General features: G+C 60.3%; 24 protein-coding genes and 1 pseudogene. 10 read left to right on the top strand and 15 right to left on the bottom strand.

From position 1 onward, the window contains the following. Positions 1–204 carry a hypothetical protein gene (locus ACWICV_RS11750; protein WP_146112252.1) on the bottom strand — a complete coding sequence of 68 codons (204 nt, stop codon included), beginning with the start codon at positions 202–204 and terminating at the stop codon, positions 1–3. A 25-nt stretch (positions 205–229) separates the two neighbouring features. On the opposite strand from ACWICV_RS11750, the gene ACWICV_RS11745 reads away from it, so the two are divergent. Both ACWICV_RS11745 and ACWICV_RS11740 read left to right on the top strand, forming a co-directional pair. Continuing rightward, positions 230–748 (top strand): CGNR zinc finger domain-containing protein, encoded by a 519-nt coding sequence (locus ACWICV_RS11745; RefSeq protein ID WP_105657118.1) that lies wholly within the window; start codon positions 230–232, stop codon positions 746–748. An 85-nt stretch (positions 749–833) separates the two neighbouring features. Next, the gene (locus ACWICV_RS11740; RefSeq protein ID WP_400290185.1) at positions 834–1,400 is read left to right on the top strand and encodes a GNAT family N-acetyltransferase; all 567 of its coding nucleotides are present in this window, start codon (positions 834–836) and stop codon (positions 1,398–1,400) included. Positions 1,401–1,454: 54 nt separating this feature from the next. On the opposite strand, the gene ACWICV_RS11735 is transcribed toward ACWICV_RS11740, so the two are convergent. Beyond that, entirely contained in the window at positions 1,455–1,898 is a 444-nt protein-coding gene (locus ACWICV_RS11735) for a hypothetical protein (RefSeq protein ID WP_400290184.1), read from the bottom strand. Positions 1,899–2,179: 281 nt separating this feature from the next. Between ACWICV_RS11735 and ACWICV_RS11730 the strand changes: the two genes are divergently transcribed. Further along, complete coding sequence (locus ACWICV_RS11730; protein WP_454091150.1) at positions 2,180–3,961, top strand: acetyl/propionyl/methylcrotonyl-CoA carboxylase subunit alpha; 1,782 nt, start codon at positions 2,180–2,182, stop codon at positions 3,959–3,961. A 71-nt stretch (positions 3,962–4,032) separates the two neighbouring features. Here the strand turns inward: ACWICV_RS11730 and ACWICV_RS11725 are convergent, their stop codons facing one another. The 4 genes from ACWICV_RS11725 to ACWICV_RS11710 all read right to left on the bottom strand — a co-directional run bounded on the left by ACWICV_RS11725 (position 4,033) and on the right by ACWICV_RS11710 (position 8,648). Next, positions 4,033–4,488: a DUF6176 family protein gene (locus ACWICV_RS11725; RefSeq protein ID WP_400290183.1), complete on the bottom strand. Its 456-nt coding sequence runs from the start codon at positions 4,486–4,488 to the stop codon at positions 4,033–4,035. A gap of 102 nt (positions 4,489–4,590) precedes the next feature. Next, positions 4,591–5,331, bottom strand: coding sequence for an SDR family oxidoreductase (locus tag ACWICV_RS11720; protein WP_400290181.1), 741 nt, complete (start codon positions 5,329–5,331; stop codon positions 4,591–4,593). 183 nt (positions 5,332–5,514) lie between these two features. Next, the gene (locus tag ACWICV_RS11715; protein WP_105657113.1) at positions 5,515–6,903 is read right to left on the bottom strand and encodes an MFS transporter; all 1,389 of its coding nucleotides are present in this window, start codon (positions 6,901–6,903) and stop codon (positions 5,515–5,517) included. Between the two features lie 335 nt (positions 6,904–7,238). Next, a complete protein-coding gene (locus ACWICV_RS11710) occupies positions 7,239–8,648 on the bottom strand; it encodes an NAD(P)H-quinone dehydrogenase (protein WP_332487844.1) in 1,410 nt (469 codons plus the stop codon). Between the two features lie 126 nt (positions 8,649–8,774). On the opposite strand from ACWICV_RS11710, the gene ACWICV_RS11705 reads away from it, so the two are divergent. The 5 genes from ACWICV_RS11705 (at position 8,775) to ACWICV_RS11685 (ending at position 12,976) form a co-directional block, all read left to right on the top strand. Continuing rightward, a complete protein-coding gene (locus ACWICV_RS11705) occupies positions 8,775–9,575 on the top strand; it encodes a purine-nucleoside phosphorylase (RefSeq protein ID WP_105657112.1) in 801 nt (266 codons plus the stop codon). Between the two features lie 52 nt (positions 9,576–9,627). Continuing rightward, positions 9,628–11,358: a phospho-sugar mutase gene (locus ACWICV_RS11700; protein ID WP_400290180.1), complete on the top strand. Its 1,731-nt coding sequence runs from the start codon at positions 9,628–9,630 to the stop codon at positions 11,356–11,358. Positions 11,359–11,417: 59 nt separating this feature from the next. Further along, positions 11,418–12,104, top strand: coding sequence for a deoxyribose-phosphate aldolase (gene deoC, locus ACWICV_RS11695; RefSeq protein WP_400290567.1), 687 nt, complete (start codon positions 11,418–11,420; stop codon positions 12,102–12,104). Between the two features lie 35 nt (positions 12,105–12,139). After that, positions 12,140–12,397 carry a hypothetical protein gene (locus tag ACWICV_RS11690; protein WP_105657110.1) on the top strand — a complete coding sequence of 86 codons (258 nt, stop codon included), beginning with the start codon at positions 12,140–12,142 and terminating at the stop codon, positions 12,395–12,397. Positions 12,398–12,481: 84 nt separating this feature from the next. Beyond that, on the top strand, positions 12,482–12,976 hold the full coding sequence (locus ACWICV_RS11685) for a tetratricopeptide repeat protein (RefSeq protein WP_332487848.1): 495 nt from the start codon (positions 12,482–12,484) through the stop codon (positions 12,974–12,976). Positions 12,977–13,036: 60 nt separating this feature from the next. On the opposite strand, the gene mfd is transcribed toward ACWICV_RS11685, so the two are convergent. After that, positions 13,037–16,651, bottom strand: coding sequence for a transcription-repair coupling factor (gene mfd, locus ACWICV_RS11680; protein ID WP_400290177.1), 3,615 nt, complete (start codon positions 16,649–16,651; stop codon positions 13,037–13,039). Between the two features lie 240 nt (positions 16,652–16,891). Between mfd and ACWICV_RS11675 the strand changes: the two genes are divergently transcribed. Together ACWICV_RS11675 and nhaA are read left to right on the top strand one after the other, a co-directional pair. Continuing rightward, entirely contained in the window at positions 16,892–17,386 is a 495-nt protein-coding gene (locus ACWICV_RS11675) for a DUF2505 domain-containing protein (protein ID WP_105657107.1), read from the top strand. Between the two features lie 170 nt (positions 17,387–17,556). Continuing rightward, positions 17,557–18,906 carry a Na+/H+ antiporter NhaA gene (gene nhaA / locus ACWICV_RS11670; protein ID WP_400290175.1) on the top strand — a complete coding sequence of 450 codons (1,350 nt, stop codon included), beginning with the start codon at positions 17,557–17,559 and terminating at the stop codon, positions 18,904–18,906. Between the two features lie 80 nt (positions 18,907–18,986). Here the strand turns inward: nhaA and sufU are convergent, their stop codons facing one another. The 8 genes and pseudogenes from sufU to ACWICV_RS11630 form a co-directional block, all read right to left on the bottom strand. Further along, entirely contained in the window at positions 18,987–19,439 is a 453-nt protein-coding gene (gene sufU, locus ACWICV_RS11665; protein ID WP_105657105.1) for a Fe-S cluster assembly sulfur transfer protein SufU, read from the bottom strand. Then, entirely contained in the window at positions 19,440–20,732 is a 1,293-nt protein-coding gene (locus tag ACWICV_RS11660; protein ID WP_332504545.1) for a SufS family cysteine desulfurase, read from the bottom strand. A gap of 257 nt (positions 20,733–20,989) precedes the next feature. After that, the gene (pth, locus tag ACWICV_RS11655) at positions 20,990–21,571 is read right to left on the bottom strand and encodes an aminoacyl-tRNA hydrolase (protein ID WP_105657104.1); all 582 of its coding nucleotides are present in this window, start codon (positions 21,569–21,571) and stop codon (positions 20,990–20,992) included. A gap of 42 nt (positions 21,572–21,613) precedes the next feature. Then, positions 21,614–21,886: pseudogene (locus ACWICV_RS11650) on the bottom strand (50S ribosomal protein L25); the annotation flags it as partial. Between the two features lie 214 nt (positions 21,887–22,100). Further along, positions 22,101–22,601, bottom strand: coding sequence for a hypothetical protein (locus ACWICV_RS11645; protein ID WP_400290174.1), 501 nt, complete (start codon positions 22,599–22,601; stop codon positions 22,101–22,103). A 209-nt stretch (positions 22,602–22,810) separates the two neighbouring features. Then, a complete protein-coding gene (locus ACWICV_RS11640; RefSeq protein ID WP_332594715.1) occupies positions 22,811–22,996 on the bottom strand; it encodes a hypothetical protein in 186 nt (61 codons plus the stop codon). Between the two features lie 57 nt (positions 22,997–23,053). Then, positions 23,054–23,374 (bottom strand): transcriptional regulator, encoded by a 321-nt coding sequence (locus tag ACWICV_RS11635; RefSeq protein ID WP_332504543.1) that lies wholly within the window; start codon positions 23,372–23,374, stop codon positions 23,054–23,056. Then, complete coding sequence (locus tag ACWICV_RS11630) at positions 23,346–23,813, bottom strand: hypothetical protein (RefSeq protein ID WP_332730949.1); 468 nt, start codon at positions 23,811–23,813, stop codon at positions 23,346–23,348. Before ACWICV_RS11630 ends, ACWICV_RS11635 begins: the two co-directional genes overlap by 29 nt. Positions 23,814–23,869 lie beyond the last annotated feature (56 nt).

The following is a 23,869-nucleotide window of genomic DNA, read 5'->3' as shown; positions in this document are numbered from 1 at the left end:
TCATGCCTGCAGTTCCCTGCTCAGCAGCATCTGTTCGTGCCCGAACCCGCGCTGGAGCATGATGTGGCGCCGGCAGCGGCGGCAATGGAAGTATTCAACAATCCCGGCGGAAGTCCGATGGCTGGATCCGATCTCCCAGCAGTGCTCATGGACATCGGTTTCCTGCCCGGAATCAACGGCTTGGCTGTGCTGTGCAATAGTCATGGCTCCAGCATGATGTAATGTTCTTATGCAACTCAACCCTTACGGAGAATATGCGGTGCTCCTCGCTGCATCTCTGGCCAATGACTGGCCATCGGACCGCGACGGCATCGAACAACGCACCCGGCAGAGCGGCATGACCATGCCTTTTCCGCGGTTCGCCTCGGACTATGCCCAAACGCGCGCGGTAGTGGATGACTGGCTGGACATCGTTGATGCGCCGTCCGATCCCGAGCGGGCGCTGCTGCTGAATTTGCAGGCGGCTCGCGCTTCGGCCTATCCACGCCTGGTGGACCACGATGGGGAGGGTTGGCACCTGCACTATCGCGATGACGGCCAGAGCATGCCCCAGGTGCTGCGCTCGGTCTTCTGCGTGGGCACGGCATTGCACCTGACCACCAGGGGCATGCACCGGCTGCGGCGCTGCGAGGCCGCACCGTGCGGCCACGTGGTTGTGGACGTGACACGCAACGGGCGCCAGCGTTTCTGCTCGGTGCGTTGCGCCAATCGCGCGGCCGTCAGGCGGCACCGCGAACGGCAGGCGTAGCTGCCGGGGCTGATTCATGCCAGGCCGGAACCATGGCGTGGCGGCGCACGGCGGGAGGCCGGGCTGGCTTGGCTAGGATATGGATGTGACTTCAGCTATCCGTTCCGCGCGCCGCGCGGATATTCCCAGTGCGTCCTCTACTTTGGCCGAGGCGTTTGCGTTCTACCCCTGGACACGGTGGAGCATTCCAGCCGATCGCTACCTGGAGCGCTTGGAACGCCTTCAAGCCGTCTACCTTTCCCACGCTCTGGAGCATGGAGTCGTCCTGGTCAGCGAGGACCTCGACGGTGTCGCTGCGCTCCTGCCACCAAGTTGTCCAGAGCCTGGCTTGGGCATGCAGGAAGAGATTTCGCAGCTGATGGGCGATCGCTTGGAGATCGCCTACGGAGCCGACCTGCCACAGCGGCCTGAGAACGCGTGGGACTTTGCCACGCTTGGGGTTGCTGGATCCAGCGTTGGACGGGGTCTTGGTTCGGCACTCATCAGCCGGTGCCTGAACCATATTGCCGCGTCGGACTATCCCGAGGTGTCGCTGGAAACATCCAACGAGAGAAACGTCCGCCTATACGAGCGGCACGGTTTCGAGGTATTGCATCGCACCGCGATAGCAGAGGGACCTGTGGTGTACACCATGGGCGCCAACCTTGGATAACCCAATCCTGCAGGCGTCAAGCGGCCCTTCAGGAATCCCTTGGCTCCCGGCCAGCTAGAACACCAGAATGTTCTCGTGGATCCTGGTCCAGCCCACCTCTTCCAAGTCCGAGAAGTCGCTTCCGGTCCGGACCAGCATCATCCTCGTTCCAGGGGCGCTCACCTCGACGATGGCATCCGCGTCCCCGGCCCCGCCGCATCCGCCAGCTGCGGAGACCTCTCCCTGGCCGAATTTGAACAGGCAAGCCGTTTGCTCATCTGCCGATGCGGTGGCGAAGTAGTCGGCGTTGCCGTGCGTGACCAGAAAACGCACGGATTGCATCCCAAGGTCCTCCAACTGGCTCCTATCCCCCGGCCACTGGTCGGTTCCAGCCGGATCGCGGTCAAGCGCCGGGATGCCGGTTGCGCTGGAACAACCGGCCAAGGCGAGCATTCCAGCAGCCAGCAGCGCACAGAGCGCTTTGCCTCGATTTCCCACGGCAGCCTCCTTGTTTTCCATCTTGTCGATAGCCTAGTTCGCCGGGTGCGCGAAGACTAGGGCAGAGGCCAGCGCTGCCAGCGCACCAGCGAAGAGCAGCGCCCTTTCCCGGCCTCGCCGGCGACAGGGTCCGCAAGCCTCCCTGGGCAGGTTCCACGTTGAGCCAGCGCCAAGGTCCTTTGTAGGATTCCTCCAAAAAATTCACCCTAACACCCTCGTTCTAGGCGATAACTACATATAGTTCCCACAAAAACGATAGGCTCATAGCTGAGAAACCCTATTTTTAAAAGACAAGGTTCATGATGAATCCATTGACGAAGGTGCTTATCGCCAACCGCGGCGAGATTGCAGTGCGTATTATCCGTGCCGCACGCGATGAAGGAATCGAGTCCGTTGCGGTCTATGCCGACTCGGATCGCGATGCCCTGCATGTGCGTCTGGCTGATGAAGCCTACGCGCTGGGCGGGACCACCGCCGCTGAATCGTACCTTCGCATTGAGAAGATCCTGGACGCAGCTGAACGCTCCGGCGCCGACGCGATCCACCCGGGCTACGGCTTCCTCTCGGAGAACGCCGAGTTCGCCCAGGCTGTTATTGACGCGGGCTTGACCTGGATTGGCCCATCGCCAGAGTCCATCGACCAGCTCGGCGACAAGGTCAAGGCCCGCCACATTGCTGAAAAGGTGGGCGCTCCGCTGGTTCCCGGCACCAAGGATCCGGTGGCCTCGGCCGACGAGGTATACGCCTTCGCCGACGAGCACGGACTTCCACTGGCCATCAAGGCTGCCTACGGTGGCGGCGGACGCGGCATCAAGGTGGTCCGCAACCGCGAAGAAATCGGCGAGATGTACGACTCGGCAGTGCGTGAAGCTGTCGCGGCTTTCGGCCGCGGCGAATGCTTCATCGAACGCTTCCTGGATGCACCGCGCCACGTGGAGACCCAGTGCTTGGCCGATATCCACGGCAACGTGGTTGTCGTCTCCACCCGCGACTGCTCGCTGCAGCGCCGCAACCAGAAGCTGGTTGAAGAAGCGCCGGCCCCGTTCTTGAGCGAAGAGCAGACCACCCGGCTGTACGAAGCTTCCAAGGCGATCTTGCGCGAAGCGAAGTACAACGGCGCAGGCACCTGCGAATTCCTGGTAGGCCAGGATGGCGTCATTTCCTTCCTCGAGGTCAATACCCGTCTGCAGGTTGAGCACCCGGTCTCCGAGGAAGTCACCGGCCTGGACTTGGTTCGCGAGCAGTTCCGCATCGCCCGCGGCGAAGAACTGGGCTACACCGACCCGGAGATCCGCGGCCACTCCTTCGAGTTCCGCATCAACGGCGAAGATGCCGGCCGCAACTTCATGCCGACCCCAGGCACCATCTCCAAGATGAACCTGCCATCGGGGCCCGGCGTTCGCGTTGACTCGGGCATCGAGCAGGGCGAAAGCGTTTCAGGGAACTTCGACTCGATGATCTCCAAGCTGATCGTCACCGGCAGCACCCGTGAAGTGGCTGCGGCTCGTGCCCGCCGTGCGCTGGAAGAATTCCAGATCGAGGGCATGGCTACCGTACTGCCATTCCACCGCGCAGTGATGAGCGATCGATCGTTCGTTCCGGCCCAGGGGCCGTTCAAGGTCCACACCCGCTGGATCGAAACCGAATTCGATACCGCCATCGAGCCCCACCCGATGCCTATGGACGGCGAGGACGCAGCCGAAGACGAGCGCACCAGCGTGACCGTTGAGGTGGGCGGCAAACGCCTGGAAGTCACCCTTCCTTCGTCGCTGGGCTCGGTATCCTCCAACGGTACCGAGAAGGCCGCAGGCAAGAAGAAGCGCAAGCCGGGCCGCAAGGCAGCCAGCTCCGCTGGCGCGAACAGCGCAGAACTGCGTTCGCCGATGCAGGGCACCATCGTGAAGGTTGCCGTTGAGAATGGCGAGGCCGTGGCCCAGGGCGATCTGATTGTCGTGCTTGAAGCGATGAAGATGGAGCAGCCAATTACTGCGCACCGTGATGGCGTGGTCAGCGGCTTGGAAGTTGCCCCGGGCGAGACCCTGTCATCGGGCGCCGTCATCGCTTCGATCGAAGAAGCCAAGTAGCACTCGTTGGTATCGCCGCAGGGCCTGGACAGATATGTCCAGGCCCTGCGTCGTTCTGCAACTGGAATCTTCTACTCTGGCACCTGTCCATGTTCTGCCCAGTGCGCAATGGATGCCTTCAGATGACCGGGCATGAGCAGGAACTTCGGTTCAAGCTCTTCCCAGCCAGGCATTTTCGCTTGGCGGCTAGCTGCTTCGTGCGCCGCATCGATCTCCTGCTGCGTATCGAGCCCGCCGCCGTTCTCGCCTACCAGGCTCAGGTGGTAGATCCATGTTGAACCATCGGCTTCCACATGCCTGAATGTTGCTTCCAGCGCTGCCCGTTGTGCCGATAAGGATGCTTCGCATTCCTCGTAGCGCGCATTGAGCATGTCCATCCAGGCGCCAAAGTTCTCATCCTGCCCATCCTTGATCCTTGAACGGCTCAGCTCCAGACGCATGCCTTGCGGCACTGAAGCTGGCATCGCAAAGCCGGGAAAGTCCCGAGGCGTGGGATTGTAGGGAACATGCGGTTCTTTTTCGTCCATGACGTGATGCTTCCAGAATCCACTTGTTTTGTCACTGCTATTCGGATGCTAGAAGTTCCAGCTCGCCAGCCAGTGGATACTGAATAAGGAGGCTGGTTCGGGCTACTGCCGCGCTAGCCAGGCGTCGAAGGTTTCGTGGCCCAACCGGGCGGAACCGCCCGGCAGCAGTCCCCCATCACGCATGGCCTTGCCCATGGGGCCAGGAACAGGCACTTCAACCATCTTTGGAGACCTGCCTTGGGCCTGCAGGTACTTGGCAAAGAGGGCGGGAGCGTATTCTTCTTGCGGCCCAGCAAGGTCTTGCACCACGCCCTGCGCCGGCCCCTCAGCAAGATCCACTAGTGCTGCGGCCACTTCGATGCCCGCGATGGGCTGCATCCGCATTTTCGGCGCCATCTGCACCGGGCCCGCGCCCAGACGCTTGATATTCTGGCCAATGAATTCGTGGAATTGGGTCGTGCGCAGCAGGGTGTAGCCACCGGGAAGCATGTGCAGCATCCGCTCTTGCACGGCTTTGCCCGCGTAATAGCTGGAATCCACTTCGGCCGCTCCGATGATCGAGAGCGCCACGTGGTTCTGCACCCCGGACTCGCGCCCCACGCTGACCAGGTTTGCCGTCGATTGGGTGAAATACCGCATGGATGCAGCAGAGCTGGTGGTGGAAACTCCGGAAACATCGATGACCGATTGGCAGTCAACCAGCCACTGCTTTACCGCGTTGCGGTTCGCCAGGTCGCATCCCATGGACCGTGCGAGCACCACTGGTTCGTGGCCAGCACTCTTGAGTTTTTCGACCACCAGCGTGCCGATAGCGCCGGTGCCTCCCGCAACTGCAATACGCATGAGCGTTCCCTTTCGGTATTGGATATTCCGCGTCCCATGCTTCCATCCCGCGCATCAAGTTGTCAGGGGTTGATGGCCACTTTCAGCTCGTATTCATCCAGGCAGCACGGAAACGGGAAACGGCCCGGCGAATCATCATGGCTTGATGATTCGCCGAGCCGTTCCCTCAGCAAGACTGTCGAACTACTCGACCCACTCTTCCATGTCCATGTCAGAGGTATCGCGCGTCATGAACAGCGCGACCAAGGTCAGTACCGCGCCAAGTGCCAAGTACAGGCCAACGCCGGTGGTGTTGCCCGCACCTGCCTTCCACAGGGCTACAGCCACGAAGGACGCAGGAGCCGCACCGATCACCGAGGACATGTTGTAGGCAACAGCCGAGCCGGTGTAGCGGACATTGGACGGGAACAGCTCAGGCAGATACGCAGCCATTGGACCGAAAGTCAGACCCATCAGGGTGAACCCGATGATCAGCCCGGCCATGGCAGCGCCCTGGCCTGGACCGAAGAACAAGGTCCAGGACAGTCCGAAGACGAAGATGCCCGCGGTAACCCAGATCAGGAACTTGCGGCGGCCGAACTTCTCAGCCAACGGGCCCGAAACCACGGTGAAGATGCCGAAGAAGACGACACCGATGATCAGCATGGTCAAGAAGGTCGGGCGTTCAATGCCCAAGCCCGGAACGAAGCCTGCGGCGTCAAAGGTCTTGCCCTTGGCTTCAGCGGCAGCAGTCGCCTGCTCGACGGTAGCTGGCTGGGTGCCGTAGGTCAGGGTGAAGGAGGTCATCAGGTAGAACAGCACATAGGTTGCCAGCATGATGAAGGTACCGGCCAGGGTTGGGCGCCAGTGCTTCTTCATGGTCACCGCGAACGGCGACTTCACTACCTTCTTCTGGTCCAGGACCTTCTTGAAGGACGCGGATTCAACCAGCTTCAGGCGTACCCACAGGCCGATGATCACCATGACTGCCGAGAAGTAGAACGGAACGCGCCAGCCCCATGCCATGAACTGCTCTGCAGTGCAGAAGGTCTGCAGGGCCACGAACATCAGGTTCGCAATGATGAAGCCGATGGGTGCGCCCAGCTGGGGGAACGTGCCGTAGATGGCGCGCTTGTTCTTCGGCGCATTCTCGGTGGCCAGCAGCGCAGCTCCGGACCATTCGCCGCCCAGCGCCAGGCCCTGGGCGAAGCGCAGCAGCACCAGTGCGGTCGGAGCCAAAACGGTCCAGTTGCCCGCAGCCGGCGGCAGGAAGCCGATCAGGAAAGTGGCAATGCCCATCAGCAGCAGTGAGGCCACCAGGGTGCCCTTGCGGCCGAGCTTGTCGCCGTAGTGGCCGAAGATGATCGAACCCAGTGGACGAGCCACGAAAGCCACGCCGAAGATCGCGAACGATGAAAGGATCGCGTTGATGGTGGAGGCGTTAGGGAAGAACAACGCCGGGAAAACGAGAACCGACGCGGTGGCGTAGGCGTAGAAGTCGAAGAATTCGACAGTGGTGCCAATCATGCTGGCAAACAGCACGCGACCGCGGGTGTTTTCCTTCGGCGCCACTGCTTGGTTAGCCTGCGACATGGAGGCTGCTCCTTAGAGTGAAAGTACGAGTCAGATGTTCATTTACGTTGCCATAATCGTAAACCTCGGTGACCAGTATTCGGATATTGATGTCCAGCATTTGGACACCAGATGAAATGAAACTGAACTGCAAACAGCAATTCACGGGCCTACTAGCAGGAATATGCGCTTCCACATATTGAGACGTGACCTGAGAAAACAGTTTTTACACTTATATCAGAGTCGGTCGCCAAAGTGAATGGGGTCACAAGAGCTTGTATTACGGCATTAATGGCAAAAGGACGGCATCTCCCTGAATGCAAGGGAAATGCCGCCCTGGAAAAGTTCTTCAGAACCTACCGATGACGGTGCAGGCGACGTGCCGCTTCAGCCAGCGAACCGGACAATGACGGGTAAACGGTGAAGGTCTCAGCCACGTCATCAACATGAAGGCTGTTCTGGACCGCCAGTGCCAGCGAGAAGATCAATTCACTGGCACGCGGAGCGACCACAACACCGCCGATGACGGTGCCCGAGCCCTTGCGGGAAACGATCTTCACGAAGCCCTGGTCCACGTTCATCATCTTGGCGCGAGCGTTGGTGTTCAGATCAACCTTGATGATGTTGGCCTGGTACTTGCCTTCGGCAACCGCACGCTGGGTCACACCCACGGTAGCGATTTCCGGGGAGGTGAAGACGTTGGATGCCACTAGATCCAGGTTCAATGGCTTTACCGAGTCGCCGAGCAGGTGGGCCACGGCGATGCGGCCCTGCATGGCTGCTACCGAAGCCAGGGCGAAGACGCCCGTGCAGTCGCCGGTAGCGTAGATGTTGGTTGCGGTAGTGCGCGAAACGCCATCGACCTTGATGTGGCCCGAGTCGGTCAGCTGCACGCCGGCTTCTTCCAGACCCATGTTGGCGGTATTGGGGATGCCGCCCACTGCAACCAGGCAGTGGCTGCCTTCGAGCACGCGACCGTCCGCCAAGGTGACCAGCACCCTGTCGCCCTGGCGCTCCACGCCCTCGGCGCGAGCCTGGGAAACAACGTTAACGCCGTTGTCCTTGAAAGCATCTTCCAGCACGCCAGCTGCGTCTGCATCCTCGCCGGGCAGCACGCGGTCGCGCGAGGAAACCAGCGTGACCTTGGCACCGAGCAAGTTGTACGCCGAAGCGAATTCTGCACCGGTAACGCCGGAGCCTACAACGATCAGGTGCTCAGGCACCTCGTTCATGTTGTAGATCTGGGTCCAGTTGAAGATTCGCTCGCCATCAGGCCTGGCGGTAGGCAGTTCGCGCGGGTGGGCTCCCACGGCAATCAGCATGGCGTCCGCTTCGATTTCCTGCTCGGAACCATCCGGGTGCGATACGGCAACCGTGTGGTCGTCCAGCAAGCGGCCCTCGCCGATCACGATGCGCACGCCAGCGCGTTCGAGGGTGGTGCGGATATCCGAGGACTGCTCCTTGGCAAGGTCCAGCAGGCGGTGGTTCACTACCGAGAAGTCGGTGACGGCCGAGTCGAGGCCGTCAACGTGGACTCCAAAGGTCTCTGCGTGCTTCACCCGGCGCACTGCGTCCGCCGTAGCGATCAGGGTCTTGGAGGGCACGACGTCGGTCAGCACCGCTGAACCGCCCATGCCTGCACGCTCCACGACGGTGACATTGGCGCCCAGCTGGGCCGCACCCATGGCAGCTTCGTAGCCGCCAGGTCCTCCGCCGAGAATAACTAAACGGGTTGCTTCATTCCTACGATCTGCGCTCACATTCACTATTGTTCACCATGCACGGTGATTGCGCACATCGAAGCACGATCCCGGAACGTGATTTTGAATCTGAAGCACTAGTTTCACCTGACAAAGCGCCCCGCTACCGGTAGCGTATTTCCCGTGACTGATATGCAAAATGACCCACAGGTCCTGGCGGCACAAGCTGCCCAGGCAATCGCCGAACAGACCGGCGTCGAAAAACACGACATCGCGGTGGTCCTGGGCTCCGGTTGGGGCCAGGCCGCCGAACTCATCGGCGAAACCACCCACACCCTGGATGCCGCCTCCATTCCAGGCTTCCATGCCCCGGCCGTACCCGGGCACAAGGGCAGCATCTCCTCGATCCTGACGTCCACTGGAAAGCGGGTCCTGGTTCTGGGTGCCCGCACCCATTACTACGAAGGGCGCGGCGTGCGCGCTGTCGTCCACCCCATCCGCACCGCGGCAGCTGCCGGCTGCGAGCAGCTGGTGCTCACCAACGGTTGCGGCGGCCTGAATCCGAACTGGACCCCAGGCACCCCGGTAATGATCTCGGACCACATCAACTTGACTGCCGCCTCCCCTTTGGAGGGCGCGACCTTCGTTGATCTGACCGACCTGTACTCCTCGCGCCTGCGCGAGATTGCCCTCGCAGTTGATCCGACCCTGGATCAGGGCGTGTATGCGCAGTTCACCGGACCGCACTACGAAACCCCGGCCGAAGTCCAGTACGCCAAGGTGATCGGTGCTGATTTGGTCGGCATGTCCACCGCATTGGAAGCAATAGCCGCCCGCCATGCAGGCATGGAGATCTTCGGTATTTCCCTGGTGACCAACCTGGCCGCCGGCATCAGCCCGGTGCCGCTGAGCCACGAGGAAGTCATCGAGGCCGGCCAGGCCGCCGGTCCGCGCATCTCCAAGTTGCTGGCACAGATCATCGCGAAGCTCTAAGCCTCGCATTATCGGCGCAAAGAAGCAGTCAGTGTCCTTCGAAGGGAAATCAGTGAATCACACGCAGAAAATCCAGTTGCTCGATGCGGCGGGCCAATGGGCAGCCCAGGATCCCGATCCGCAAACGCAGGAAGAACTGCAATTACTGATCCAGTGCGTCACCGACGGCGACGCGCTGGCCTTCGAGGACATCGCCGACCGCTTCAGCGGCGTCCTGGAATTCGGCACCGCAGGCCTGCGTGCCGAATTGGGCGCCGGCCCGATGCGCATGAACCGTGTGGTGGTCCTGCGCACCGCTGCGGGCATCGCGCGTTTTCTGGGCGAAAAGGCCAACGGCGGATATGTCCCGAAGGTCGTCATCGGATTCGATGCCCGTTTCAACTCGGATGCCTTCGCCAAGGATTCAGCCGCCGTCTTCGCCGCTGCCGGTTTCGAGGTGCTGCTGATGCCCTCGGCCTTGCCGACCCCGGTGCTGGCTTGGGCCGTTCGTGAATTCAGCGCGGAAGCCGGCGTCATGGTGACCGCCAGCCACAACCCTCCGCGGGACAACGGCTACAAGGTATACGTGGGCGGCAGGATCACCGATGCGTCGGGCCGCGGGGCCCAGATCGTCTCCCCCATCGATGCGCAGATAGCTTCCTTGATTGACCATGACCAGCCAGTGCCGCAGATCCCGCTGGCACAGTCCGGTTGGGAAGTGCTCCCGGCCCCAGGCGAAGAAGGCGATATCGAGGCAGCCTATCTCGCTTCCATCCACCCGATCATCGAAGCTAACCAGCCGCAGGGCCTGGTACGCAAGAATCTGCGAATTGTGGTTTCGGCAATGCACGGCGTGGGTGGCCACACCATGCGCCAAGCCCTGCTGAACGCTGGTTTCGACGACGTGCACATGGTCGTTGAGCAGGAACACCCCGATCCGCTCTTCCCTACCGTGAAGTTCCCTAACCCCGAGGAGCCAGGGGCCATCGACCTGTCGCTGGAACTGGCCCGCACGGTCGGTGCTGATCTGGTCATTGCCAATGACCCCGATGCCGACCGTTGCGCGGCAGCCATCCTCGACGGCGGCAGCTGGCGGATGCTGCGCGGCGATGAGGTAGGTTGGCTGCTGGGAGACCAGGTCTCCAAGACCTTGCCAGAGGGCAAGAAATTGGCCAATTCCATCGTGTCTTCGCGCATGCTGGCAGCCATCGCCAAGGACGCCGGACGCGAGCACGAAGAAACCTTGACCGGATTCAAGTGGATCTCACGCGTTGAGGACCTGGGCTACGGCTACGAAGAAGCCCTGGGCTATTGCGTAGCCCCGGAACTGGTGCGCGACAAAGACGGGATTTCTGCCGGGATCGTCCTGGCCGATCTGGCTGCGCAGTTGAAGGCCTCGGGCAGCTCCATCCCGGACCGCCTGGATGAACTGGCCGCCAAGCATGGCGTGCACGTCACCGACCAGCTGTCCCTGCGCTTCACCGACTTGGCGCAGATCCCGGTGCTCATGGAAAAGATCCGCAAGAACGCTCCGGCCTCGCTGGGCGGCTCCGAGGTTTCCGAGGTGACCGACCTGTCCAGGGGCACCGAGACGCTCCCTGCGACCAACGCCATGGTCTTGCATACATTTTCCGGTGCCCGCGTGATCGTTCGGCCCTCGGGAACGGAACCGAAACTCAAGTGCTACTTGGAAACTATTGAGCCGGTCGATGATCTGGCCGAGGTCCCTGAAGCCCGCAAACGCGCTACCGCGCAGGTCTTGGCAATCAAGGATGAATTGGCAGCTTACCTGAATGCCAACTAGGCTTACCCCTTCGAGACCTTCATTTGAAATGATTGAAATCTTTATTGTTAGAGGAAATGATGACTGAACTAAGCGCCCGCGAGATCGCAAGCTACATCGATCACACCCTGTTGGCTCAGAATGCTTCCCGCGAACAAGTTGTGCAGATCTGCGACGAAGCCAAGAAGTACGGCTTCAAGTCGGTCTGCGTCAACCCGTTGTGGGTTTCCACCGTTTCGCGCGAGCTGGAAGGCTCGGACGTACTGACCTGTTCGGTCATCGGTTTCCCGCTGGGTGCCTCGGCCACCGATACCAAGGTATTCGAAACCAAGCACGCAGTTGCAGACGGTGCCAACGAAATCGACATGGTGATCGACGTTGCCGCCGCCCTGCGTGGCGATCGGGATGCCTTGGTCAACGAGATCTTCGCCATTGCGCAGGCCGCGCATGAAGGTGGAGCCATCTTGAAGGTCATCATCGAAACCTGCTTGCTCACCGAGGAAGCCAAGGTCCTGGCCTGCGAGGCCGCAAAGGCCGCTGGCGCTGATTTCGTCAAGACTTCCACCGGTTTCTCCACCGGCGGCGCGACCGTCGAAGACGTCGAGCTGATGCGCAAGACCGTCGGCCCGGAAATGGGTGTCAAGGCCTCGGGCGGCGTTCGCAGTGTTGAAACCGCGCGGGCCATGATTGCGGCCGGTGCGACCCGGCTAGGTTCTAGCTCAGGAGTTGCTATCCTAGAGGGAGAGCAAAGCGGTTCCAGCTACTAGGAAATCGCACCAATCCGTTTTCCCAAGGAGAAAAAGTGTACTCGAACGGCAAGAACACTGCCCATTCCGGTGAAGGCCGCCTTGTCGGCAATATCGTCAACCTCGTGATCTTCTTCGTGATGTTCTCGGCTGGCGTCTACACCTTGGGCTACTGGACCCTTGAGGTTGCTTGGTGGCCGACCCTGGTCAGCTTCGCTCTGATGTTCTTGGCTTTCGCTATCCCGATGCACCTGATGGGTCGCGCGGAAAAGGCTGAGGATCTGGTTGCGGCAGCTAATGCCCACCAGAATTAATTAGAACTTTTCAAGAGAGGGAAACCCGTGTCCGGGTTTCCCTCTCTTGCGTTTAAGCTTCCTTGCCTCGCTTAGACTGGCCCCATGGAATCATGGGATCAGCGCATCGAAGAGTTCTGGAACTCAGCCAATGGCAAACGCCCTGAACAGTTGCGCACCGAACTGGCACTCCTGGTGCAGGGCAAGGATCCGCAGGATCCGCGGGTGCTCTTCGAGGTCGCGTCCCTGCACGACTACCTAGGGGAAGAAGAACAAGCGGTCGACCCCTACCGGGCGGCACTGGAAGCTGGGCTGGAAGCGCCAAGGCACGATGAAGCGCTGCTCCAGCTAGCCAGCACGCTGCGCAATCTCGGGCAGTACACCCAGTCCATCGAACTGTTGCAGCAGATCACTGCCGATTCACCGATCTTTACCGACGCCCAGGCCTTCCTGGTTCTGGCCTTGCACGATGCCGGGCAATCCACCGAAGCGGTCCAGCTGGCGGTCAGCGCATTAGCGCGCCATGCCTCGCTCTACGCCCGGGCGATCAAGGGCTACGCCGGAGAACTGGCCTCGCCTGCGGCCTCGGGCCAGCGGTAGCAAACGCCGGCCAGCAGCCTGCCGGAAAAGGCATGCTACTGGCCCGCGAGTTCAACCGAATCAGTCCTTTGCTGCCGGTGCGGGTGTTGGCTCGAAAATAGCGTAGAGCAGCTTCTCCGCCCACTCCAGGATCTCCCCGTCGGCCAAGTCCCGTCCGCCAATGGGCGAGGTCTTGGGCTTCGGGATGAAGATCGAATTCAGCGCCGGCTTGTTCGCAGCCCCCGGGTACAGGCGTTCCAAGCGCACCTGGCGCGAAGCTGGCAGGTCTTCAATTCTGGCCGGAGCCAGCTTGATGTGGTTGCCGACCTGCTGGATATCACGCAGCCCCGCAGCACGCGCGCGAATACGCAGGGCCGCCACGCGCATGAGGTTCTCCACCGGAGTTGGAAGCTTGCCATAGCGATCCACCAGCTCATCGCGGACTTCACCCAGCGCCTCGTCGGTCTCGGCCTGGGCAATGTTGCGATAGGCTTCCAAACGCAGTCGTTCACCAGGTACATAGTCGTGTGGCAGGTGGGCATTGACCGGCAGGTCAATCTTCATCTCGGCGGCTTCTTCCTCGCCTTCGCCCTTGTAATCGGCCACGGCCTCGCCTACCAGGCGCAGGTACAAGTCGAAGCCCACACCGGCGATATGCCCGGACTGCTCGCCACCCAGCAGATTACCGGCTCCACGCAGTTCCAGGTCCTTCATGGCCAGCTGGTAGCCGGAGCCAAGCTCGTTGTGCGCGGCAACGGCTTTCAGGCGCTCCAGGGCGACCTCCCCCAGCGGTTTCTCTACATCCCACAGGAAGTAGGCGTAGGCACGCTCACGGCCGCGCCCTACGCGCCCGCGCAGCTGGTGCAGCTGGGACAGGCCGTAGTTGTTCGCGCGGTCCACAATCAGCGTGTTCGCATTGGAAATATCCAGGCCGGTTTCGATGATGGTGGTGGAGACCAGCACGTCGAATTTCTTCTCCCAGAAGTCCTGGATGATCCGCTCCAGCCGGGATTCGCTCATCTTGCCGTGCGCTACCTCCACGCGCGCTTCGGGGGCCAGTTCGCGCAATTCGGCAGCTACCCGCTCAATGGAGCTGACCCGGTTGTGCACGAAGAACACCTGGCCATCGCGCATCAGCTCACGCTTGATGGCCGCGGAAATCTGCTTGTCGCTGCGTGGACCCACGTAGGTCAGCACCGGATGGCGTTCTTCGGGCGGGGTCGCCAAGGTGGAGGTTTCGCGGATGCCGGTCAGCGACATCTCCAAGGTACGCGGGATCGGGGTGGCGCTCATCGCCAGCACATCCACGTTGGTGCGCATCTTCTTGAGCTCTTCCTTGTGCTCCACTCCGAAGCGCTGTTCCTCGTCAATGATGACCAGGCCCAGATTCTTGAACTCCACGTTCTTGGAGAGCAGGCGGTGGGTGCCGATGACAATGTCCACGCTGCCGTCCTTGAGGCCGGCCAGGATTTCCTTCGATTCCTTGGCGCTCTGGAAACGCGAGAGGGTCTTCACGCGGACTGGGAAGCCCGAATAGCGTTCGGTGAAGGTCTGGTGGTGCTGGGAAGCCAGCAGGGTGGTAGGAACCAGCACGGCAACCTGCTTGGAGTCCTGGACGGCCTTGAAGGCGGCGCGAACCGCGATTTCGGTTTTGCCAAAGCCCACGTCACCGGAAATCAACCGGTCCATCGGGATTTCCTTCTCCATATCGGATTTCACCTCGTTGATGGCGGTGAGCTGATCCGGAGTCTCGATGAACGCGAAGGCTTCCTCCAGCTCGTTCTGCCACGGGGTGTCTGATGCGAAGGCGTGGCCACGGCTGGCCATGCGAGCCGAGTAGAGCTTAATCAGGTCGCCAGCAATTTCCTTGACGGCCTTGCGCGCCTTGGACTTGGTGCTGGCCCAGTCCGAACCGCCCATTTTGGACAAGGTCGGAGCTTCGCCGCCGACATACCGGGTGACCATATGCAGCTGGTCCATCGGGACGAACAGACGGTCCCCCGGGGCTCCGCGCTTGGAAGAGGCGTACTCCGCCACCAGGTACTCGCGCTTGGCGTCCTTGCCCGAGCCATTGACCTTGCGGGCCATCAGCTCGACGAACTTGCCGATGCCGTGCTGTTCGTGGACGATGTAGTCCCCGGCTTGCAGGCTCAGCGGATCAACGGCATTGCGCTTGCGCTTGACCGTCAGCTTGCGGCCCTTGCGGTTCGGGTACGCGCTGGAGCGGCCCAGCAAATCTGCTTCGGTGAGCAGGCCCAGCTTCAGTTCCTCGAAGACAAACCCGCGGCCGGCGGTGGCCTGGGTGATCTCGATCAGTCCAGCGGTGGGTTCCGCGGACAGGTCATCCACCCTGTGTGCCGGGATCTTGAACTCGGCGAAAAGCTCCGAAAGGCGGGCTGCCGGGCCGGGCCCCTCGGTAGCCACGACGAAACGCCATTGGTCCTTGACTCGTCCTGCGATGAATTCCATCATCGCCTCGATGTCGCCCTGGTAGCCGTGCGGTTCACGGGCCGGGACACGGATGGTGGCCGCGCCCAAATCCAGCTCGTCATCGGCACCCAGGGAGGTAATAGCCCACCAGGAAACCTTGGCGGCCTGTGCGTGTTCTACGGTTTCTGCCAGCGAGGCAAAATCACCGGTAGCCAGCTTTCGCTCGGAATCCGCGGTGGTCAGATCCAACGGAGCGCTGGCTCCATCCGAAGCCGAAGCCCACGCGGCAGCCAGGAATTCGGCATTGGTGGCGTTCAGGTCATGCGCGCGGGCGCGCACGCGCTCTGGCTCCATCACCAGCGCAATGGACGATTCCGGCAACAAGGACAGCAGCGGAACCATCTTGTCCACCAGCAGCGGAGCCAAGGATTCCATGCCTTCAACAGCGATGCCGCCGGCAATCTTGGTGAGCATTTCCTGGGCCGCCGGGAAATGGTTCTTCAGATTCGCTGCCCGGCTCATCACCTGCGGGGTGATGAGCATTTCACGGCAGGGCGTGGCAATGATCCGGGTGGGACCGGGATCATCAGTGGACCGCTGATCTGCGATGGCGAAGAATCGCATCGAGTCGATCTGGTCCCCGAAGAAATCAATGCGGACCGGATGGTCCAATGTCGGCGGGAAAACATCGATGATGCCACCACGCACCGCAAACTCGCCGCGGTGCGTCACCATGTCCACTCGGGCATAAGCCGCAGCAGCCAGGTCCTTGATGACTTTATCGAAGCCCGGCTCGGCATCCAGTTCCAGGATGACCGGGCGCAATTCGCCAAGGCCGGCGACCAACGGCTGCAGCACGGCACGAATTGGAGCAATGATGATGTTTAGGCTCTCATCCCGGTCGTGCAGGCGGCGCAGCACTTCCAGGCGGCGTCCCACGGTATCGCTTCGCGGCGACAAGCGTTCATGGGGCAAGGTTTCCCAAGAAGGGAACTCGGCGATCTGGCCTGCCGGGAGGTAGGCACCCAGTGAGCTGGAGACTTCTTCGGCTTCACGGCCGGTCGCGGTGACGATGAGCGTCACCCCCGAATGCTTGCTTTCACGCATCGCCTGGCTGATATGCGCCGAGAGGATCGGCCGCATGCCCTGCGGGGCCGCGATTTCCAGCTCTTCGCTTCGCGTCGGGTAGTCATGAGCTGCGCTTTGCCCAATACGCCTGAAGGAAGGTTCCTCGCGCAGGAAATCATGAAGTCCGCTTAGGCTCATGGGGGTTCGGGTCCTCTCATGCAGACGCTTGGCCGGGTGCATTCATACTGTATTACGTCGAAACGACACCACGAACGCCGACCGTAAATGTTTTTCCACGGCCGGAAACGTCAATATGCTGTTTTGGGTGCAGTCCTAGCCTACCCAATGCGGCTTTGCAGATAGTGTTAATACTGTCCGTTGCCGGGCCTGCGATTTCGTTGCCCGGCCACTTAGATTTCCAGATTGGGATTAGCTTTCATGGCATTGAACGCAAGCACTCAGATCGCCCACCCTGCAGACCAGGTCATCGCTACGCTTAGCGATCGTGGCTTTGCCGAGCACCTGACCAAGGTCGCCAACGGTTCCTTGACCGATTTCTCCGTGAACGGCGATACCGCAGGCGCCTTCACCGTGACCACCGTTCGTTCGGTCCCCACCGATCGCGTTCCGGATATCGCCCGCAAGTTCGTTGGCGCGACCATCGAGATCACCCAGGTAGACCAGTGGACGGCCCCAGATGCTGCCGGCAACCGCTCGGCTACGGTAAAGATCTCCGTTGCTGGTGTTCCGGTGACCGTCAGCGGCACCGAACAGCTCAAGGCCCAGGGCGAAACTTCCGAGTTCTCCATTGACGCCAAGGTTTCCTCGTCGATTCCATTCATCGGCGGCAAGTTGGCTTCGGCTGCGGAGCCTTACCTGGGCAAGGCACTGAATTTGCAGGCTGCTCAGGTCAATGCCTGGCTTTCGAAATAAGCCACTCCGAATAGTTACGTTTCACATTCAATCCCCGGACGTGCGATTTCTCGCAAAGCGTCCGGGGATTTGTGCTCTGAAGCACTGTTGGCGCTAGGGTTAAAGACAGGTGTGCCGGGAAGTCTGGTCGGCGAGAAGTATCCATTTAACGAAGTAAGCGAGTTACACGTATGACCCAAACTCCGTCTTCGGGTTCCAGCAAGAACCTGTTTTCGCGCCCCAGCTATAAAGAATCTATCCGTATCGGCGACATCCTGCGCAAGGAAACCGTCGGCGGCATGGTTCTCATCGCCGGCGCTTTGCTGGCGTTGGTTTGGGCTAACACCCCGTTGCGCGAGTCCTACTTCGCTCTGCGTGATTTCCACTTCGGACCGACCCTTTTCGGTGTGGATCTGAACCTGTCCATCGGCCACTGGGCTGCCGATGCACTGCTGGCAGTGTTCTTCTTCTTGACCGGCTTGGAGCTGAAAAAAGAATTCGTCATTGGCGACCTGCGCAATGCGAAAACGGCAGCCGTACCGGTAGCGGCCGCTTTTGGCGGCGTGCTGGTGCCGGCATTGATCTTTGTCGCTATCGCTTCCATGTCCGGTGGCGGTGAGTTGTTGCGTGGCTGGGCCATTCCAACCGCAACAGACATTGCGTTCGCCGTGGCTGTGCTCGCGGTGATTGGATCGGCGCTTCCCGCAGCGCTGCGCATCTTCCTGCTGACTCTGGCTGTAGTCGATGACCTGATCGCTATTGTCATTATCGCCGTCGTATTCACCGATGACCTGAAGCTGTCCTACCTGGGCCTGTCGCTGATCCCCATCATTCTCTTCACGGTCCTTGCCCGTTTCCTTGGCAAGTTCTTCGCCAAGCGCGCTTGGGCCGCGTGGGCAATCCTGCTGCCGCTGGGTGTCATTACCTGGATCTTCGTCTTCGGCTCCGGCATCCACGCCACCATCGCCGGTGTGGTCTTGGGCTTCTGTGTCCCGGTCAAGCGCACCGATGGCCGTGAAGGCATCGGCCTGGCTGAACGATTCGAGCACCGTTTCCGCCCGCTGTCCTCCGGCTTCTGCATTCCCATTTTCGCCTTCTTCGCCGCTGGCGTGACCGTGTTTTCCCCTGAAAAAGGCAGCGGCGGCCTGCTCACCGATCCAGTGTTCTGGGGCATCGTTCTGGGTCTGGTGCTCGGCAAGCCGATCGGCATCATGGGCTCGACCTGGCTGCTGACCCGGTTCACCAAGGCCTCGCTGGACAAGGACGCCCGCTGGGGCGACATCCTGGGCGTCACGTTGCTGGCAGGTATCGGTTTCACCGTATCCCTGCTGGTTTCCGAACTGTCCTTCGGCTTGGAGTCGGCGCACTATGAGCATGCCAAGGTAGCAATCCTGGCTGGTTCATTCGTTGCCGCGATCCTCGGTGCCCTGTGGCTGATTCCCCGCAACCGCCGATACAAGGTCCTCCACGAGCGCGAGACGCGCGATGCCGATAAGGATGGCATCCCTGATGTGTACCAGCAGGACGACGAAGGAAAGTAGCCTTCTGGAATCCTGAAGAAATAGCTCGGGCGCCGGCTTCCACATGTGGAAGCCGGCGCCCGAGCTATTTGGTTTTGCTATTACTTGCGGGCCTCGTGCATCGCGACCTCAGCGGCCACCCAAGCGAGCATTGCGCACTTGACGCGTGCGGGGAACTTCGAGACGCCGACGAAGGCAGCAGCGTCTTCCAGCACCTCTTCATCCGGCTGGAAGTTTCCCTTGGAGCGCATCATCTCGCGGAAATAGTCCCTCTTCCCAAGAAATTCTTCCTTGGTCAGCTCCGGCAGCATCTCGGCCAGCACCGAGGCAGAGGCCATGGAGATGGAGCAGCCATCGCCTTCCCAGCTCATCGAGGTGAAATGCTCCTGGTCATCAAGCTCTACGCGGACACGGATCTGGTCGCCGCAGATCGGGTTGTGCTGGTGGGACTCGCCGTGCAGCAATCCTTCGGTGGTCTCAACCAACGGCGAACCGATGCGGCGCTTCGAGTGGTCCAAGATGACCTGTTGGTATAGCTGATCCAATTCGTTCATTTAAACTCCAAAGTATTCGCGCACGGAGCTCAAGGCCTCAAGCAGGGCCTTGATGTCTTCTTCCGTGTTGTACAGATAGGTGCTGGCGCGGGTCGTGGAATTCACGCCCAGGGCGCGGTGCAGCGGCTGCGCACAGTGGTGGCCCACGCGTACCGCAATGCCGCGCGAGTCGAGGTACTGGCCGACATCATGCGGGTGCACCCCGATCACTTCAAACGGGACAGTACCGATACGCTGCGCGTCGGCCGGACCGAAAACGCGCACGCCTTCGATTTTCGAGATGCCCTCATAGAGCATCGCTCCGAGGTGCTCTTCCCAGGCCGCGATACGGCCCATGCCGATTTCATCCAGGTAGCTGACTGCGGTAGCCAAGCCGTGGGTCTGGGCGATGCGCTGGGTACCGGCCTCGAAACGCTGCGGCGATGGCATGTACTCTGCGTGCTCCATGTCCACCACGGTGATCATCGATCCACCCGTGAGGAACGGTGGCATTGCGTTGAGCAGTTCTTCACGCCCGTAGAGTGCGCCGATTCCGGTTGGGCCGAGCATCTTGTGGCCGGAGAAGGCCATGAAGTCAACGTCCAGGGCTTTCACGTCGACCGGCAGGTGAGGCACGGACTGGCATCCGTCCAGCACGGTCAGGGCGCCGACCTCGCGGGCAGCGTCAACGAACTTCTGGGTATCGGTGATGGTGCCCAGCACATTCGAAACGTGGGTGAAGGCAACGAGCTTGGTTTTCTCGGTAACCAGCTCATCAAGCAATTCGTAGCGCAGTGCACCGTCTTCGGTGACTGGCACGTAACGCAGCGTAGCACCGGTGCGGAAAGCCAGTTCCTGCCACGGGATCAGGTTCGCGTGGTGTTCAAGTTCGGTGGTGAGGATTTCATCGCCCGGGCCCAAGCGGAATCGGGCCGCGGCCTCTCCCCCGCGCCCCAAGGAGGCATTGGACATCGAGTAGCTGATCAGGTTCAGCGCTTCGGTGGCATTAGCAGTCCACACCAGTTCGTTGGTGCGTGCACCGATGAACTTGGCGACCTTCTCGCGGGCTTCCTCATAGATCTCGGTCGCTTCAACTGCCAAGGAATGCGCACCGCGGTGTACTGCTGCGTTGGCGTTCTCGTAGTAGTGCTGCTCGGCTTCATAGACGCAACGCGGCTTCTGGCTGGTGGCGCCGGAGTCCAGGTACACAACGTCAACGCCGTTGACTTGGTGCTCCAGAATTTCAAAGTCGGCCTTGATGCGCTCAACTTCTCCAGCTGTCAACGCCTCAAGGGCTTCTGGCTGACCGGTCATCGTGTGCACGTGGTCCTCCGAATAATTGTCATGGATGCCCGGCAGGCCGTGGCAAAGAATCGTCACAGGCCTATTAGGCAAGGGGTACATTGGGTAATTATTCCACTCCGGGCCTCGAAGCACATCTAAGTTAGGCCTTAGTAAGGAACGCCTCGGTCCATAGCTTTCTTAATTTAATGAAGTCGAGGACCGCTGCGGACCGTTCAAGTCCCCAGCGGTCCCCACTTGGCTTCACCGCGCCCCATAGGGATCAGCGGTCAGCTGATATGGAATTTTGCCTGGGCAGCTTCCAATCCCGAGTTCATCAGCAATTCCACTGCGTCAGCGCAATTGTCGATCAGAAACGGAAGATCGGCCTTTTCGGTCTTGGAGAAGTCCTGCAAAACCCATTTGGCAGTATCCATGCGGCCCGGAGGGCGCCCAACGCCTGCGCGCACGCGCAGGTAGTCCTTGGAGCCCATGGCCTTTGAGATATCCCGCAGGCCGTTATGCCCGCCTTCACCGCCACCGCGCTTGAGCTTGATGGTATCGAAGGGAATGTCGATCTCGTCGTGCACGACAATCAGCCGGGCGGCATCGATGCCGAAGAACTTCGCCGCGTTAGCTACCGGCCCGCCCGAAAGATTCATGAAAACCATGGGCTTGGCCAGCACGATGCGTGGACCGCCAACCCCCATGCGTCCTTCGACAACCTGGGAACGCGAGGAGTGGGTCTTGAATTTCGAGCCGACTCGATGAGCCAGCTCATCGAGCACCATCTGCCCGATATTGTGTCTATTGCCAGCGTAGCCGGACCCGGGGTTCCCGAGTCCGGCTACGAGCCAAGTTCCATCACTCATGACGCTCAGCTAAAACCTAGTTCGCTGTAATTAGGCAGCGATGATCAGGTCCATGTGATCAACGGTGCGGTTCAGCGCGTGGATCTGGATGTCCTTGATGGTGGTCTTCACGGTCTTGCCTTCGATGTTCAGAACCAGCTCAACACCGCGGTCGCGAACGGCCAGGGTGGTTTCGCGGCCTGGAAGCAGTACGTGCTGTGGCTCGGAGCCTGCACCGTAGACAACTGCTGGGATCTGGCCATCGCGGCGAGCCTGGCGGGCAGCGCCCTTGCCGAAATCGCTACGTACAACGGCGTCAAGGTTGACAGATGCCATGATAATTCTCCTTAGGAAATGAATGCTTCGTTAAGGCCCTTGCGTGGACTCGGGAAGCATCCAACATCTAGGAGATGAAAGAGCTTTTCCGGCCTTGTCGATAACGGTCCCACCATTGCTGGTGTTTCCCTCGCCTGGGCACAGTCAACAATTCTACCAGCTGCCATCGCCAACGGGAAAACCTGTAGCGAACGCCACTATTCCTGGATTCCGCTCAACGGCTTTGGAAAATAAAAGTATCGTCCAGCGTAAAGCCGTGGGCGTCATCGCAGCGATAACCGCGCAGCCACGGCACTCCATCCACCATCCGCAGATAGAATCCGCGCGGGAATTCCTGATTGCCGGGTGCCGCGGAAGCGACGGTCAACGAATCAGCCGGCTTCTTCCCATCACTGAGCACTGAATGGCTGGAAGACGCTTGGTCCAGAAAATCCAGTCGCAGATACGGGCCGGTCATGGCGGGGCATAGCTGCATTCCCCTGCTGACGGCGCGCTCGAATATCCGGGGCAATGTTGCTCCGGCGTCCAAGCCCAGCTGTTGCAGATTGCGGCTTATCAGGGGGAGGTTGTTCGCCGGCACAACCTCATTGAAAATCCGGCGGGCTAACAGCATTTTGGCGTAGTCGTTAAGCTGAACCCCTGCTAGGACCATGCGTTGCAGTAGCTCACCGCGTTCCAGCCCTCCCACAGCGATCTGGCGTATTCCAAATTCCATGCTGCCTCTCCTGGTGCTTGAACCACCATAAATAATAGTTTTCCGTGTCCGCATAAGGCACCTTCACCGGCATTTTCTCGGGCGGAGTATATGGCAATCTGAAATCTTTGAAAACTCGGAGTTTCAAAAATTAGCCGAGTCAAGATCACATATGTCCCGTATGACGAACGGCTTACGAGATGCTTTCACGCGAACTGAAAACGAGGCATCTACTTTTTGGGAGCGGCCATTTTTTCTCTTAGCCATTTGTCGACAGGTAACCCAGCGTTGCTACTGACGGCGATAAGAATTCCAAGCGTTGTCGGTTCAATTCCGACTTGTAATCCGATCAACAGCAGTGCTGCGGCGAAGGCACACACTAGTCCGGACAGTTCAAAGGCTTCAGTCCTAGACATTGGTTCAGTCTCGCAGATTAGTTAATAGCAGATCAACGTCGCTTTGGGAGACGTGCCCTAGTCGCCCGCCATCGCTCGCAGAGCAGCTAAGTGCCCGTCGAAGGCCCTCCGCCCTTGGGCTGTGAGCTTGACCGTCGTCGTCTGGCGAGCATCCTTGCGTAGCGGGGAAGCCTGCTTGCTAGTGACGAGATAACCGATCTCGACAAGATTTTTTACGGTCTTAGATAGGTTTGCTTCGCTGAGCTCGAGTGTTGTGGCAATGGTAGTGAAGTCCGCCTCGGCCAGCGGACGCAGCATTGCACAGAGGCGCAGCCGGGTTGGTGCGTGGATCGCCTCATTGAAGCAAGGCTCAGCCCGCACGATACACCTCAGCAGCATAAGCGCGGTCATACTGCACGACGATGAGCGCTGTAGCTGCACCTGTCGTAACTGCTAGGGCGAGAACCCAGCCGATCTGACCGAGCAGTGTGAGCACTAGGCTGATCATTAGCGCAAAGAAGAAAATCATCATTAGTGCAATCAATATCCAGAGCCCACGCGGACCGGCTGGGCGGGTGATACCTAGGCCGCTGCGTTTGCGGAAAAGCACCTCAACACCGACGAAGATCCCGATACTTAGCACCAGAGGCAACCATACCCATTCCAGCCCGAGAGCAGGGACCATGATGATAAGCGCAGCGCCCAGGCCCTGCGCTGGTGCGGTCCACCACGTTTCCGCCGTGACTTTTTCGCCGATCCGGGCACGGTCTGCACTGATCGCCCGAAGCGACTGGCGCACTGATTCCGAACTCTGAGCGTTCTCCGACTGACTTTCCATGCAGTAAAGTCAATCACTTTCCTTATGGTTGAGCAACCCTGAATTGTCATGGCGAT

It is taken from the genome of Glutamicibacter sp. NPDC055354 (assembly GCF_053644955.1).
The sequence above is the reverse complement of the archived record's forward strand: the minus strand, read 5'-3'. Positions and strand labels throughout refer to the sequence as shown.

What these genes read in the sequence shown, in the direction of transcription:
- mfd (WP_400290177.1), bottom strand. Translation starts at nt 16,651, where the DNA reads ATGAGCCTAAGCGGACTTCATGATTTCCTGCGCGAGGAACCTTCCTTC.
- pth (WP_105657104.1), bottom strand. Translation starts at nt 21,571, where the DNA reads ATGAGTGATGGAACTTGGCTCGTAGCCGGACTCGGGAACCCCGGGTCC.
- nhaA (WP_400290175.1), top strand. Translation starts at nt 17,557, where the DNA reads ATGACCCAAACTCCGTCTTCGGGTTCCAGCAAGAACCTGTTTTCGCGC.
- ACWICV_RS11725 (WP_400290183.1), bottom strand. Translation starts at nt 4,488, where the DNA reads ATGGACGAAAAAGAACCGCATGTTCCCTACAATCCCACGCCTCGGGAC.
- sufU (WP_105657105.1), bottom strand. Translation starts at nt 19,439, where the DNA reads ATGAACGAATTGGATCAGCTATACCAACAGGTCATCTTGGACCACTCG.
- ACWICV_RS11720 (WP_400290181.1), bottom strand. Translation starts at nt 5,331, where the DNA reads ATGCGTATTGCAGTTGCGGGAGGCACCGGCGCTATCGGCACGCTGGTG.
- ACWICV_RS11715 (WP_105657113.1), bottom strand. Translation starts at nt 6,903, where the DNA reads ATGTCGCAGGCTAACCAAGCAGTGGCGCCGAAGGAAAACACCCGCGGT.
- ACWICV_RS11705 (WP_105657112.1), top strand. Translation starts at nt 8,775, where the DNA reads ATGCAAAATGACCCACAGGTCCTGGCGGCACAAGCTGCCCAGGCAATC.
- ACWICV_RS11730 (WP_454091150.1), top strand. Translation starts at nt 2,180, where the DNA reads ATGAATCCATTGACGAAGGTGCTTATCGCCAACCGCGGCGAGATTGCA.
- deoC (WP_400290567.1), top strand. Translation starts at nt 11,418, where the DNA reads ATGACTGAACTAAGCGCCCGCGAGATCGCAAGCTACATCGATCACACC.
- ACWICV_RS11735 (WP_400290184.1), bottom strand. Translation starts at nt 1,898, where the DNA reads ATGGAAAACAAGGAGGCTGCCGTGGGAAATCGAGGCAAAGCGCTCTGT.
- ACWICV_RS11630 (WP_332730949.1), bottom strand. Translation starts at nt 23,813, where the DNA reads ATGGAAAGTCAGTCGGAGAACGCTCAGAGTTCGGAATCAGTGCGCCAG.
- ACWICV_RS11685 (WP_332487848.1), top strand. Translation starts at nt 12,482, where the DNA reads ATGGAATCATGGGATCAGCGCATCGAAGAGTTCTGGAACTCAGCCAAT.
- ACWICV_RS11750 (WP_146112252.1), bottom strand. Translation starts at nt 204, where the DNA reads ATGACTATTGCACAGCACAGCCAAGCCGTTGATTCCGGGCAGGAAACC.
- ACWICV_RS11745 (WP_105657118.1), top strand. Translation starts at nt 230, where the DNA reads ATGCAACTCAACCCTTACGGAGAATATGCGGTGCTCCTCGCTGCATCT.
- ACWICV_RS11640 (WP_332594715.1), bottom strand. Translation starts at nt 22,996, where the DNA reads ATGTCTAGGACTGAAGCCTTTGAACTGTCCGGACTAGTGTGTGCCTTC.
- ACWICV_RS11660 (WP_332504545.1), bottom strand. Translation starts at nt 20,732, where the DNA reads ATGACCGGTCAGCCAGAAGCCCTTGAGGCGTTGACAGCTGGAGAAGTT.
- ACWICV_RS11645 (WP_400290174.1), bottom strand. Translation starts at nt 22,601, where the DNA reads ATGGAATTTGGAATACGCCAGATCGCTGTGGGAGGGCTGGAACGCGGT.
- ACWICV_RS11635 (WP_332504543.1), bottom strand. Translation starts at nt 23,374, where the DNA reads ATGCTGCTGAGGTGTATCGTGCGGGCTGAGCCTTGCTTCAATGAGGCG.
- ACWICV_RS11675 (WP_105657107.1), top strand. Translation starts at nt 16,892, where the DNA reads ATGGCATTGAACGCAAGCACTCAGATCGCCCACCCTGCAGACCAGGTC.